The organism is Nocardioides islandensis (assembly GCF_015352455.1).
GTDB lineage: Bacteria > Actinomycetota > Actinomycetes > Propionibacteriales > Nocardioidaceae > Nocardioides > Nocardioides islandensis.
In genome coordinates this window covers 380,458-393,059 of the sequence record NZ_JADKPN010000002.1, presented here as the reverse complement: position 1 = coordinate 393,059, position 12,602 = coordinate 380,458, and the positions used below count along the sequence as shown (strand labels likewise).

General features: G+C 69.9%; 15 protein-coding genes. 7 read left to right on the top strand and 8 right to left on the bottom strand.

What is annotated here, in order from left to right:
* Window positions 1–655: HNH endonuclease signature motif containing protein (locus tag ISU07_RS07415; RefSeq protein ID WP_194706112.1), on the top strand; the 655-nt coding region annotated here is incomplete at its 5' end.
* Window positions 656–833: 178 nt separating this feature from the next.
* On the opposite strand, the gene ISU07_RS07410 is transcribed toward ISU07_RS07415, so the two are convergent.
* A complete protein-coding gene (locus ISU07_RS07410) occupies window positions 834–1,232 on the bottom strand; it encodes a hypothetical protein (protein ID WP_194706111.1) in 399 nt (132 codons plus the stop codon).
* 776 nt (window positions 1,233–2,008) lie between these two features.
* On the opposite strand from ISU07_RS07410, the gene ISU07_RS07405 reads away from it, so the two are divergent.
* A complete protein-coding gene (locus ISU07_RS07405; RefSeq protein ID WP_194706110.1) occupies window positions 2,009–3,025 on the top strand; it encodes a GNAT family N-acetyltransferase in 1,017 nt (338 codons plus the stop codon).
* Between the two features lie 102 nt (window positions 3,026–3,127).
* On the opposite strand, the gene ISU07_RS07400 is transcribed toward ISU07_RS07405, so the two are convergent.
* Window positions 3,128–3,550, bottom strand: coding sequence for a DUF3237 domain-containing protein (locus tag ISU07_RS07400; RefSeq protein WP_194706109.1), 423 nt, complete (start codon window positions 3,548–3,550; stop codon window positions 3,128–3,130).
* A gap of 200 nt (window positions 3,551–3,750) precedes the next feature.
* Between ISU07_RS07400 and ISU07_RS07395 the strand changes: the two genes are divergently transcribed.
* From ISU07_RS07395 to ISU07_RS07385, 3 genes are all read left to right on the top strand, one after another.
* A complete protein-coding gene (locus ISU07_RS07395) occupies window positions 3,751–5,439 on the top strand; it encodes an NAD-binding protein (RefSeq protein ID WP_194706108.1) in 1,689 nt (562 codons plus the stop codon).
* A gap of 141 nt (window positions 5,440–5,580) precedes the next feature.
* Window positions 5,581–5,973 (top strand): YybH family protein, encoded by a 393-nt coding sequence (locus ISU07_RS07390; protein WP_194706107.1) that lies wholly within the window; start codon window positions 5,581–5,583, stop codon window positions 5,971–5,973.
* A gap of 76 nt (window positions 5,974–6,049) precedes the next feature.
* Window positions 6,050–6,424: a hypothetical protein gene (locus tag ISU07_RS07385; protein ID WP_194706106.1), complete on the top strand. Its 375-nt coding sequence runs from the start codon at window positions 6,050–6,052 to the stop codon at window positions 6,422–6,424.
* 66 nt (window positions 6,425–6,490) lie between these two features.
* Here the strand turns inward: ISU07_RS07385 and ISU07_RS07380 are convergent, their stop codons facing one another.
* The gene (locus ISU07_RS07380; protein WP_194706105.1) at window positions 6,491–7,147 is read right to left on the bottom strand and encodes a response regulator; all 657 of its coding nucleotides are present in this window, start codon (window positions 7,145–7,147) and stop codon (window positions 6,491–6,493) included.
* A complete protein-coding gene (locus ISU07_RS07375; RefSeq protein ID WP_194706104.1) occupies window positions 7,144–8,283 on the bottom strand; it encodes a sensor histidine kinase in 1,140 nt (379 codons plus the stop codon). Before ISU07_RS07375 ends, ISU07_RS07380 begins: the two co-directional genes overlap by 4 nt.
* 159 nt (window positions 8,284–8,442) lie before the next feature.
* On the opposite strand from ISU07_RS07375, the gene ISU07_RS07370 reads away from it, so the two are divergent.
* A complete protein-coding gene (locus ISU07_RS07370) occupies window positions 8,443–8,892 on the top strand; it encodes a DUF6326 family protein (protein ID WP_194706103.1) in 450 nt (149 codons plus the stop codon).
* On the opposite strand, the gene ISU07_RS07365 is transcribed toward ISU07_RS07370, so the two are convergent.
* Genes ISU07_RS07365 through cofD form a run of 4 tightly spaced genes read right to left on the bottom strand, consistent with a single transcriptional unit; the run spans window position 8,870 to window position 12,147 of the window.
* A complete protein-coding gene (locus ISU07_RS07365) occupies window positions 8,870–9,343 on the bottom strand; it encodes an adenylyltransferase/cytidyltransferase family protein (RefSeq protein ID WP_194706102.1) in 474 nt (157 codons plus the stop codon). The two genes, ISU07_RS07370 and ISU07_RS07365, sit on opposite strands and share 23 nt — an antisense overlap.
* Window positions 9,343–10,083 carry a DUF3105 domain-containing protein gene (locus tag ISU07_RS07360; protein WP_194706101.1) on the bottom strand — a complete coding sequence of 247 codons (741 nt, stop codon included), beginning with the start codon at window positions 10,081–10,083 and terminating at the stop codon, window positions 9,343–9,345. Before ISU07_RS07360 ends, ISU07_RS07365 begins: the two co-directional genes overlap by 1 nt.
* 58 nt (window positions 10,084–10,141) lie before the next feature.
* The gene (gene cofE, locus ISU07_RS07355; RefSeq protein WP_194706100.1) at window positions 10,142–11,104 is read right to left on the bottom strand and encodes a coenzyme F420-0:L-glutamate ligase; all 963 of its coding nucleotides are present in this window, start codon (window positions 11,102–11,104) and stop codon (window positions 10,142–10,144) included.
* On the bottom strand, window positions 11,101–12,147 hold the full coding sequence (gene cofD, locus ISU07_RS07350; RefSeq protein WP_194706099.1) for a 2-phospho-L-lactate transferase: 1,047 nt from the start codon (window positions 12,145–12,147) through the stop codon (window positions 11,101–11,103). The genes cofE and cofD overlap by 4 nt, the downstream gene beginning before the upstream one ends.
* Window positions 12,148–12,336: 189 nt before the next feature.
* On the opposite strand from cofD, the gene ISU07_RS07345 reads away from it, so the two are divergent.
* Window positions 12,337–12,591 carry a WhiB family transcriptional regulator gene (locus tag ISU07_RS07345; protein WP_194706098.1) on the top strand — a complete coding sequence of 85 codons (255 nt, stop codon included), beginning with the start codon at window positions 12,337–12,339 and terminating at the stop codon, window positions 12,589–12,591.
* Window positions 12,592–12,602: the final 11 nt, after the last annotated feature.

The following is a 12,602-nucleotide window of genomic DNA, read 5'->3' as shown; positions in this document are numbered from 1 at the left end:
CCTGCACGAGCTCACCGACCTCGTCGACCAGGTCGCCCACCAGCTCCGGGTCGACGGCGACCACTCCCCGCTCGGGGTCCGCAAGATCACGGCCCTGCGGCTGATCACCCGAGCCGCCCGCGCCGCCCGGGGTGAGGTAGGGCTCGAGCGGACCGACCACGTGAACAAGGTCCGCCTCTACGTGCACGTCGACGCCGACGACCTCGAACCCCGCCCCTGTGACGACGAAGTGTTCGCCGTCGCTCGCGTGGAGAAGCTCGGCGCGGCCACCATGGCCAAGCTCCGCCAATGGGTCGCCCACCACCAGGTCACCTTCGTCCCGGTCCTGAACATGGCCCGCGGCGACGCCGTCGACGTCCACGACCCCCCGGTCTGGATGCGGGAGCAGGTCACCCTCCGCGACCAGCACTGCGTGTTCCCCGGCTGCACCCGCGACGCCCGCTCCTGCGACCTCGACCACATCGTCCCCTACGACCCCGACGGCCCACCCGGCCAGACCCACCCCGGCAACCTCGCGGCCCTGTGCCGCCGACACCACCGCGCCAAGACCCTCGGCCTCTGGCGCTACACCCGCACGCCCGAGGGCGCCTACCAGTGGCACGGACCTCACGGCACCAGGTTCCTGGTCACCTTCGGGGGCACCCCGCGTGCCTGACCGACCACCCACGCCTCCGGCGACCCACGCGAGCGACGCAGTCCATCAGGGCGCACCGTCCGCGGCAGATGAGTGCGCCGTCGTGGCTCATGGGGGGCGGCGGGTGTGGTTCAGGCTTGTCTAGTTCAGGCGGTGTGGTTCCAACCGATTCGGTCGGGCGGCCTTGACGCCGGCAACGTCAGGAACGCATGACGTTCCCGTTCACCCATCGTTCCAAGCTCGGGATGAGGAGCAGAGCAAAGACTCCCGCTGCCATGAGCACGTGGATGAAGGCGTTGTAGGCGGTAGCGGCGGTGCTGCCACCTCCCCCGGTATTGGCGAGCCAGTAGGGAATCAATGCCAGGATCCCGAGTGCGGACGAGACAAGGGCGACCGGCTCCCACCAGCTGTGTTGAGCGAACAGGCCCCAGGTGGCCACGGCGAAGCTGGCCATGGTCAGCAGGCAGAGAATGCGAGTTACCGTCCAAGCAAGGCCGGACGTGGAGACCTCCTTGGCTGCGAAGGCTGGCGTCAGCCACAACCAAGTAGTGCCGGCCAGGAAGAGGGCGACCCCGCCGATGTTGCGGATCGAGAACATGCCTTTCACCTCCCCCTGCATTGCACCTCGGCCGCGAGCGGAGTGGCACAGGCCAAGGTCAGGCGGGTTGGGCCCAAGGTCCCGAATGGGATTCGCCCCGCAACCGGTGAGGGGCGTTCGCCCGCATCGGCGTCCACGCCGCTCTGGAGGACCTCCAGCGCGGCCAGTGGTGCCAGCGTCAGGTGTCGGCCCTAGCCCTGCTTCGCCATGGTCTGCAGGACCGCGGCCGCCCGCTCATCGGCATGACTGCGCGCATCGCGGCATGAGCGGTCGATTGACGTGCTGGATGTGCCAAGATCCGGGCCGTGGCGAGTTCAGGACTGCGAGTCGTGTCGCGAGGGCGGCAGAAGCCGCTCACGGACGCGGAGACAGTGAGGCTCGGGCGACGCCTCGTCAGTCGTCTTGGCGTTGAGCACGTGTCCTACCCGGACGGCGAACCGTTCGTTGTGGTCCAGATCTGGGGCACTACGGACGCGCTACCCGAGCAAGCCTCGGCTGCTATCGAAGAAGTGATCGGTCCATTCGATGTGGTTGTGGTGGCGGACTAACTCGATCGCTCATCGGCATAAGAGTGCGTCCCGCAGGCGGCGGATGGACACATCTCCAGCTCCCGGGGGGTTGTCGCACCAGGCCCCGCGGTGGTGACGTGTGTCAACTCGCCACGGGCTAGGCACGATGGATTGACGCGTTGCGGTCGGGCGAACGCGGAGGGCAAGGGTCGCGGGGAGAAGGTAAACCGGGTGCCGATGTCGGTCCCGGCGCCTAGGTTTCAGGACGTGGAGGTGCGACCGCTGGACCCGCACGACGACACTCAGATGCGTGGGTTCTACGACGTGTCCTGGCGCGCCGAGATGGACGACGGCCGGCCCTGGAACGGCCACTGGACCTACGACGAGCTCGCCTCGCAATTGCGCGACACCACGCCGGACCATCGGGCCGCCGGCCTCGCCGCGTACGACCAGGACCGGCTGATCGGCGCGGGCATCTCGATGTGGTCCGAGGCCGACAATCTCGACAAGATGTTCGTCTTTCCCATGGTCGACCCGCCGGCGCGGGGAAACGGTGTCGGCGGGACCCTCCTGGAGGCCATGATCGAGGTCGGCCGCGCGGCTGGCCGCAGGACGATCACTTCCGGCGCGGCCTACGCCGGTCCCGAAGACCACCACTCGCCCCCGATGCGTTTCGCTGCGGCGCATGGCTTCCAGGTCGCCAACACCGAGATCCAGCGTCAACTCCGGCTGCCGGTGGACGACGCCCTCCTGGACGAGGTGGACGCCGATGGCGAGCCGCACCGGAGCGGCTACACCGTCACGACGTTCGTCGATGACCTCCCCGACGATCTGCTGCCGTCGTACTGCGCCCTGGTCAACCAGTTGGTCGTGGACGCGCCCACCGGGGACGTCGACTACGAGGCCAACAGCATGACCCCAGACAGCATGCGCGAGCAGCTGGCCGTCCAGCGCAGGATCGGACGACGCGTCTACCGCTCGCTCGCGATCCGTGACGGCGAGGCGGTGGCGCATTCCGATCTGGCCCTGCAGACCGAGGGCGACACCGCGGTGCAGTGGGGCACGTACGTCCACCGCGGACACCGAGGACACCGGCTGGGGGCGGCGGTCAAGGTCGCCAACCTCCGCGCCCTGCAACGCGAGCGGCCCGACATCCGCCGCATCGACACGTCGAACGCCGAGACCAACTCGTGGATGGTCTCGATCAACGAGCGGTTGGGTTTCGAGATCCTCGCCGTTGCCCCATCCTTCGTCCGCCACCTGGTGCAGGGGACTCCGGCATAGGGTTCTCGCTCGGACGAACCGCATCGACCGTCCCGTGGCAAGCCGGCCCTCACACCCTGCGGTCACGCGGTCGCTATGCCAGGCGCCCGGCAGCCACAGCAATCACGACGTGAAGTGCGCCAGGGGAAGTTCAACCCGGCACTCGTAGTAGCGCATCTCAAGACGCGCGTGCTCGACGTCAATCGTTCCCTCGCCTACGGCGAGGACGTCGTTGAGCCAGAGGTAGGTCGGGGCAGCGGTCTGGAACGTCATGACATGGACCCCTTGACCGTCGTCGAGCGACGACAACCCTGTCAGGGCGAACAGCACGGCACTCTCGCCTGCATGAATGACTCCGCGAGCATCTGGAAGCGCGACGTGGTTGCGGATCCGTGGAAAGTTCGACCACCGCGCCGACCCCGACAACCGACCATCAAAGGTGGCCGTGCCTTGACCGTAGACACGGCCGTCGGCACCTTGCGAAGGCTCGACCTCGTGGAGCAAGTCGTAGGTCCAGCTGACGTCGCAGAGATGTTCCAGTTGCATGTCCGAACCTCGTGGTCTCCGGAACCGACCCTGTCTCATGACGCTACACCGGCCCGGACGTGGCCGCGCTGGAGAAGGGCGCCGCTACGGAGGCCCGCACTCGGCCTCGTGGCCCCATCGGGGGGCCCGATCCAGGGGCAGTGAGCAATCCACGTTCTCGTCCGTAGTCACACCAGGCCCGCGGAAACGATACTTCGCTGGTGGGCTTGTTCAGCGCCCGTCGACGCTGGCACCTCCTCGCGTTCGCGTGGGTGGTGCTGATCATCCTGGGCTACGGCGGTTTCGTGGAGCAGTCGCGCGCGGCCGATCTCGGCCGCGGCTTCCTGGACAACCTCTACCTGACGCTTCAGCTGGCTGTGCTTTCGTACGGCGACAGCGGCGGCGACCTGAACTGGAGGCTGGAGATCGCCCGTTTCGCCGCCCCGCTCATGGCCACCGGCACGCTCGTCCAGGCCGCGTCGGTGGTGTTCCGCGAGAACTTCCAGCGGTTCCGCCTCGGGCACTTCCGCGGCCACACGGTCGTGTGTGGGCTCGGGATCTCTGGCGCCCGGCTCGCGCTGGCCCTGCAGTCGGACGGGCGCAAGGTGGTCGGCGTCGATCCGGACCCCAACGGCGTCGAGCTGGGAGCGCTCCGTGCGCGCGAGGTCCCGGTACTGGTCGGGGACCCCAAGGACCCGGAAGTGCTCCGGGCGGTCCGCATCGACCGGGCTTCGAGCCTGGTCGCCCTCTGCAAGAGCGACTCGCTGAACGTCGCCATCGCCGCAGCCGCGCGCGGGATCCCCCGCACGAGGCGGGCCGTCGACTTGCGATGCTCGGTGCACCTGGAAGACGCAGAGCTCACCCAGTTCCTGAGGGGCTCGGGCATCGGCGGCCACGATGTCGTGCGCATCGAGTTCTTCAACATGCACGAACGCGCGGCGCGTGCGCTCGTCGCAGAGCACGTCGTCCTCGAGAAAGGGACCAAGCCACACCTGGTGGTGATCGGGCTCGGACAACTGGGACGGGCGATCGTTCTCTCCGCCGCACAGCAGTGGTCGGAGGTCGGGGAGGGACCGCTGGTCGCGACCCTGGTCGACCGCGAGGCACCGATGAGGTGGCAGGCGATGGAGATGCAGCATCCCGGTCTGGTGGATGCCGTTGACGCCGTACTGCTCACGTTCGACGTGGAGGCTCCGACCCGCGCCGGGCTGTCGCAGTTCACCGACCGCCTCGAGGAGATCAGGCCCACGGTGGTGGCGATCATGCTCGACGACGAGTCGACAGCGCTCGCGACAGGGCTCTACCTGCACGCCACGATCGACGACGAGACGGTCCCCGTCGTCGTGCGCACCAGGGGCGACGAAGGGCTCAGCGATGCGGTCGAGGACGATCAGGGCAACTCCCGCTTCCCGGGCCTGCGCCTGTTCCCGATGCTCGACCGGGCATGCTCGCCGGCCCTCATCGACGGCGGTGTGCGCGAGGAGCTCGCCCGTGCGCTGTACGCCGATCACCTGGCCCGGGCTGCAGCGCGCGGCGTCGAGGACCCGGCGTGGGCAGACCTGAGCGACGACGAGCGGGAAGCGGGCCGCGATGCGGCAGACGGCCTCATCGACGCGCTCCACGAGAACGGATTCGAGCTCTTGCCGCTGCGCCACTGGGGAGCCGCCCCCGTCGAGCTCACCCCTGAGGAGACCGACCGGATGGCCGAGCGCGACCACGACCGCTGGCGTGCTCGCCGCGGCCTTGACGGCTGGAGGTACAGCGCCGTGCGCGATGCGCGCGAGAAGGTCACCCCGCAGCTCGTCCCCTACACCGAGCTGAGGCCGGAGTGGGTCGAGTACAACATCACCCGCATCCAGGCGATGCCCGGCATCCTCGCCCGCGCCGGTCTGGAGGTGCGTCGAGGTTGAGCCACGCGCGTCCGGGTCGTTGAGGCGCGCGTGCGGCGGCACGAGCGGACGCGCCGAGGCTGTCTGTCGCCTCGCTCGGACTCCACAATGCTGATAGCGGCCAGAGGGCCGTACCAATGGAGCGGGCTGTGGCCTGGACGGGTGGTGGTGGCCATGGATCCGCAGGCGATCTTCGACGAGTCCGAGCTACGCGCGGCAGAGCATCGCCTCGAGGCTGCGCTCGAGGCGGTTGACCCCACGGCTTGGGTCTTGGAGTACACCGAGGATGCTGTCTTCGACGGAGGTGGCGAGCACGCGGTCACCGGTCGGGACTCGCTGCTGACGATGGCCCGCTCCATGACTCCGCTGAGGTCGGTTTCGATCCGGCCGCTTCGAACCGAGGGACATGGCGCCCTGGCGGCTGTCTGGGTCGAGGGGTCTTGGGTCAGTGGTCCGGTGGGGAGCGAGTCGACGACCACACATGTGCGGGGGGTGATCGTGTGGCGCAAGGAGCCAGACGGCGTGTGGCGGGTGGCGATGGAGCACATCGCTTAGCAGCCCAGTGCGGCACGTCCGGATGGTCCGAGCGGGCATGAGCGGGCATGAGCGGACGGGCGGACATACTGTCCTTGTGGACCCGGAGCTACCTATCTTTGACCGGCTGGTGCTCGTCGCCTTCGGCGTCGTGGGGATCCTCTGGGTTCTTGGCCTGGCCGTCTTCTTCCTCCTGGGAGGCCAAGGCCTCGTGCTGGGCGCCGCCTATGTCTTGGCCTTTGCACCCGCTATCGCATCCACGCGCTTTCCCACAGGGGCGGTTCTTCTGGCGGCGTGGGCAGTCGCGGTGCTTGCGATGGCCATGCTGGAGTATGCGATGGATGCGCTGGTGGGGGAGGCCATCCTTCTCGGCGGGTTCTTGGGGACCGCTCTGTTCGGTCTCTGGGTCGTTCCCAGCTTCTTGCTCCTCCTGTGGATCGACCCCGACCGGCGCATCGTGACGCAACGCTGAACGCCCGCTCATCGTCATGCCGATCTCCAGACCCGTCGGTCGAAGCGGGACTGACTGCGCGGCGCCCTAGTCGGCTCTCGCGCGTCTGGTGTCGTAGGCCCACATGGCGATCTCGACGCGGTTGCGGGCGCCGAGTTTGGTCATCAACGATGCGACGTGGGTCTTGACCGTGCTCAGGCCGACGAAGAGCTCGGTGGCGATCTCGGCGTTGGTCCGGCCCCGTGCCACCAGCGCGAGCACCTCCTCCTCGCGCTCGGTGAGCGGATCGATGGGCTGGACCGGTACGACCGGCGCCGTCTCGGCGAGGGTCGCCAGCAGCCGGCGGGTGACGTTGGGGGCGATCAGCGCGTCCCCGTCGGCGGCCGCGTGGATGGCCTGGACGAGGAGCTCCGGCCCGGCGTCCTTGAGCAGGAAGCCGCGGGCGCCGGCGCGGAGGGCTCCGAGGACGTACTCGTCGAGGTCGAAGGTGGTGATCACGACGACCGCCATCGGGTCCGGCACGTCCGGCCCGGCCAGACGCCGCGTCACCTCGACGCCGTCGAGCCCGGGCATCCGGATGTCGACGAGGAGGACATCGGGACGCAGCCGGGTCGCCAGGTCGAGCGCTGCGAGCCCGTCTGCTGCCTCCCCCACGACCTCGAGGTCGGGTTGCGCGCCGAGGATCATCACCAGCCCGGCCCGGACCAGGTCCTGGTCGTCGGCCACGACCACACGGATGCTCATGCCGGCGCGTCCACCGGCAGCACGGCCTCGACCACCCAGCCACCCGCGGGCCCGGGTCCCGCGGAGAGCGACCCGCCGAGGAGCTGGGCGCGCTCGGCCATGCCCAGCAAGCCGAATCCAGGCTCCGGCGCCAGCCCCGGCTCGGTCTGTCCGTCGTCGCTGACCCGCAGCGTGACGGCGTCGCCCTCCCGGCGTACGTCGATCCCGACGCGGGTCGCGCCCCGGGCGTGCCGTACGGCGTTGGTCAGCGACTCCTGCGCGAGCCGGTAGAGCGTGGCGTCCACGGATCGCGGCAACCGGGACAACGAACCCTCCAGCAGGACCTCGACGGTCGGCGTCGCGTCGGCGCGCGCCAGACCAGGCAGGTGGGCGACACCCGGCTGCGGTGAGTAGGCGACGGCTTCCTCCTCACGCAGCACCCGCACCATGGACCTCATCTCCGCAAGGGTTCGCGACGCCTCGGACTCGATCGCGGCCAGGACCTCGACAGCCTTCTCGGGCTGGACCCCGGCGACCACGCCACCGGCCTGCGCCTGCACCGCGATGGCCGAGACGTGGTGGGCCACGGTGTCGTGCAGCTCGCGCGCCAGCGCCACCCGCTCCTGGTTGCGGATCTCGCGCTGCTGGCGGTGCCAGAGGTCCGCGCGGTATCGGAACACCGCCGCGAGGGCGACGAACAACAGCACGAAGAAGCTCCCGCCGAAGGCGTCGGCCCAGCCCGCGGAGGAGACGTACATCCCCAGCGCGACGACGACTGCCACGAACGCCGTCCCCACGACCATCTCCCGTCCCGAGCCCCACCGCACCAGGGAGTAGAGCAGGATCAGGACGGCCATCATGGAGTAGAGGCCGAGGTCCCCGCGGTGCCCCGTCGCCTGGAGGACCGAGAGCAGCGCGGCGACGCCCCACCCGGCCAGGGCGGCCACCAGGGGCCGCTCCCGCCGCCAGAGCAGCGCCGGCACCAGGGCCAGGGCGAGCACCGTCACCAGGGGTCGCCAGACCAGGCCCGGCCGCACGACGCCCTCGACCACGGCGGCGGTCGCGAACACCCCGGCCAGCAGCCAGTCGAGACGACCGATGGGTGGGGCGTCAGCAGGCCGTGGCTCGTGCCAGATGGAGTGCCGGACAGAGACCACGGCTCCAGCCTAGGGATCGGCGCGCCTCGGCAGGTCCGCCGAAAGTACAAGACGGAGGTCGTGCCTTCGGCCGGGCGAATCCGGCCTCAGGGCCGATGCTCACGCTGCCGGGCCCAGCGAGCGTGGACCTACCGATCCTCACGACCACAAGGAGCCACGATGAGCACAGGCCAGCCCAGCACCACACTCGAAGAGCAGCCGATCCCGGTGAGAGCCAAGCTCGCCGCCACGTGGACGAGCTTCATGTTCCTGTACGCCTACGTGGACATCCTCAACTTCTACACACCCGGCACCGTCGCAGACATCCTCGACGGCAGGGTCTTCGAGTTCGACCTCTCCCAGACCTTCTCGACGGCGGCGCTGAGCCTCGTGGCCATCCCGATCTCCATGATCGTGCTGTCGATGACGCTGCCCGCCCGGGCGAGCCGGGCCACGAACCTCGCCGTGGCCGCCGTCTACGTCCCCGTCACGATCTTCAACGCGGCGGGCGGCAACTACCTGTACTTCTACGGCCTCGGCATCGTGCTGGAGCTGATCCTCCTCGCCCTCGTCGTGCGGTACGCCTGGACCTGGCCCCGAGGCAGGGTCAGATGCCCAGCGCCTCGTTGATCCGCGTGGAGGAGTCGGCCTTGGCCTCGCCGCCGACGCCCCAGACCATGGTGATCCCGAGGCGCTCGCAGACCGAGGACTCGGCGGTCGGCACGGGGTCGCCCCCGGGGGAGCGGTCGCCGCCGTTGCAGAAGGTGAGCTCGAGACCGGGGTACGCCGCGTGGATGACCTCCAGCGACGCGGCGACCGAGCCGTCCTCGTCGACCGCGACGAGCGCGGCGTCCGCGACGCGGAGGGCGTTGACGATGCGCAGCCGGTCGGTCTCGTCGGTGATGACCTTGCCCTTCTTCATCACCTGCTGGGCATCGTTGTTCACGATCACCACGAGGGCGTCGGCCAGCGCGCGGGCGGACTCCATCATGTCGAGGTGCCCGATGTGCAGCGGGTTGAAGTACCCGCTGACGACGGCCACCCGCCGTACCGACGCCGGCAGGGGAGGGAGCGCGGACATCACATCGAGTTGGGCTCGGGCGAGTCCATGTAGGGGTACTTGATCATGAAGTCGCTGAGGGCCGCCCCGGAGACCGAGCTGCAGTACTGCCACACGCCGACCTGGCCGTCGCCGCTCGGGTCCTTGTCCGCGCCGCCGATCGACCAGTGGGTGAAGGCGATGTGCTGGTCCTTCGGGAACGCCTTGCCGTCGGACTCGAGCCACGGCACGGCCTTGAACTTGAAGCGGAAGTTGCTGGTGCCGGCCATCTTGTCGGCGATGCCGCGCAGCTCGCTCATCTGGTCGCTGTCGTCGGCGACGCTCTGGTCGTACCAGAGGATCGTGTAGCCGTGCTCGAGGTTGTGCACGAGCGTGCCGAGCTGCGGCCGGTCGCCCTCGGTGTAGAGCTTGCGGGTCATCGGGTCGGGCGTGCCGTAGTGCTCGCCGAAGGCCGGCGGGGCGTCGTCGTAGAAGATCGCCTGGCCGTCCGGCACGTGCTGCTGGTTGCCGGTCGCCTTCTTGGTCGTCTCCTTGCCGCACACCGACGCCGGGGCGCCGATCTTGTCGAGCGCCACGTCTCGGAACTGCCGCAGGTCCCACCAGTTCTTGATCGGCCGGTACGCCGCGAGGGCCACGATCAGCAGCGCGACGACCGCGCAGACGCCGACGATGGCCAGGCCGCGGCGCTTCTCAGCACTCTTCTGCTGGCTGCGGATCTGTTCGATGACCGCCTGACGGTCGGTCTTGGCTTGCTTCGCCACGTGCGGGGTCCTCGCGGGTTCAGGAGGGGGCTACAGACAGGGGGAACGTCGGGAGAGTCTACGTAAAGGGACCAGACGGCCGGAGGCGGACGCTCGAATCGTTACGGGACGCGACCTCCCACCCGTGGGCGTACGCCGCGACGACGACCGCCAGCTGACGGGGACCCTCGACGTCCTCGACGAGGATCTCGTCACCCTGGACCTGGACCCAGGTCCGGATCCAGGTGTCCAGGAGCTCCCGTAGCTCGGCCGCCGGCATCGGAGCTCCGAAGGCGCCGGGGTCCCCGTCCTGGTCGAGGGCGTGCATGACCGCTTCCCGCGCGCCGTACCCGAACATGTCGGTGCCGTCCGGCCGGATGAGGGCGACCGCCCCGGGACCCTCCTCGCCGGCGGGCAGCACCAGGTCGGCACGGCCGCGGACCACGGCGAAGGGCCGGCCGCCGAGCTTGCCCTGGACGAGCTCGGCAGCGCCCGCGATCTCGTCGGCCACGGCGGGCGCCGTCACGGCGAGCGGGTTGCCGTAGCCGTCGACCTGCCCGGCGAAGCTCTGCGTGACGAGGAGCCCCGCGGCGCCGACCGCGATGTCGGTCTGCCCCTCGCGCCAGGCGCGACCGGCCGTGTCGGTCACGACGACGCCGACGACCCGACCCGTCAGCTGGTGCAGCCGCGCGCGGATCCCGCGAGCCGACGCGTCCGGGTCCACGGGCAGCAGCACGACCTGGCCCGGCTCGACGTTGGAGGCGTCCACCCCTGCCGCCGCCATGGTCAGGCCCTGGCGGGTGCGCACGATCGCGGTGCCGCCGCGGCGGGCGACCACCCGCACCGTCTCCTCGGCGATCGCCTCGGCGCGGTCGCCGGCCCGGACGCGGCCCTCGGACTTCGCGACGACCTTGCTGGTCACCACGACGACGTCGCCGTCCTCGAGGCCGCCCGCGCCGACCAGCCCGACGAGCATGGCGGCCAGGTCGTCGCCCTCACCTACCCCGGGCGCGCCGTCCGGCGCCCACACCGACAGGGTCACGACACCAGGTCGACCGCCGCCGCGGCCATCGCGGCGGTCGCGTCGAGGTCGGTCATCAGCAGCGGGACGGCCCGGCAGGCGAGGCCGGCCTCGGTCACCCGGCGGACGTCGGCGACATCGCCCTCGTCGACCAGCCAGCCGTCGAGCACGCCACCGTCGGAGCGCGCGCCGTAGTGCAGGCCGACACCGGCCGCGCTCACCTCCACGCCGATCGTGGTGAGCAGCTGCTCGGCCATGCCGCGCAGGTGGTGCCCGCCGACGATGGGGGAGAGGCCCACGACGCGGGCCCGCGTCGCCACCAGCGCCTCGCGCACGCGCGGCACCCCGAGGATGGTGCCGACGGACACGACCGGGTTGCTCGGCGGGACGACGACCAGGTCGGCGTCCGTGATGGCGTCGATGACGCCGGGCGCGGGCGAGGACTCCTCGAGCCCGACGAACACCAGGGCCTCGGCAGCGACCTGCGCGCGCAGCTTCACCCAGTACTCCTGGAAGTGCACGACCCGGCGGCCACTCGGAGAGTCGGGGTCCGCGATGGCGACGTGCGTCTCCATCCGGTCGTCGGTCATCGGGAGCAGCCGGACGCGGTCGCCGTACGTCGGCTCGAGCCAGCGTCGGCAGAGCGCGTCGGTGACCTGGGAGAGCGGGTACCCGGCGTCCAGCATCTGCGTGCGTACCAGGTGGGTGGCGAGGTCACGGTCGCCCAGGCCGAACCAGGTCGGCTCGACGCCGTAGCCCGCCAGCTCCTCCTTGGCGTGCCAGGTCTCCTCGCGCCGGCCCCAGCCGCGCTCGTGGTCGATGCCGCCGCCGAGGGTGTACATGACCGTGTCGAGGTCGGGGCAGATCTTCAGCCCGTGCACCCACCAGTCGTCGCCGGTGTTGGCGACCACGGTCACCCGGGCGTCCGGCGAGACCCCCGGAACCAGCCTCTGCTCGATGCCGTGCCAGAGTCCTTGCAGGAACCGGGCGCCACCGACACCGCCGGACAAGACGGTGATGCGAGTGGCCGGACCGGACACCGGACTGGACACCGGACTGGGCATGGCGCACAGCCTGCCGCAGGGGTTTCCGGCGGTCTGGACCACCCCCAGGATCGGTGGATCGGGTTTCTGCATATACCAGACGCGGGCTTGACTTCCGGTGTACGACAGGCATGTAATTCCCACAGTGTTGTTCCGGCACCACCGGCAGAGAGTCGGGGGCCGGAGAACCGGGTCGAAAGGGCGAGTGCCGTGAGAGAACTGTTTCTCCTCGACGGGGACGCCGAGGACGGGGGCTGGCAGGAGCGCGCGTTGTGCGCCCAGACGGACCCGGAGGCGTTCTTCCCCGAAAAAGGCGGTTCCACCCGTGAGGCCAAGAAGGTCTGCCTCACCTGCGATGTGCGCAACGAGTGTCTCGAGTCGGCCCTCATGAACGACGAGCGGTTCGGCATCTGGGGCGGACTCTCCGAGCGCGAGCGTCGCAAGCTGAAGAAGAAAGCGGTGTAGCACCGCTCGCT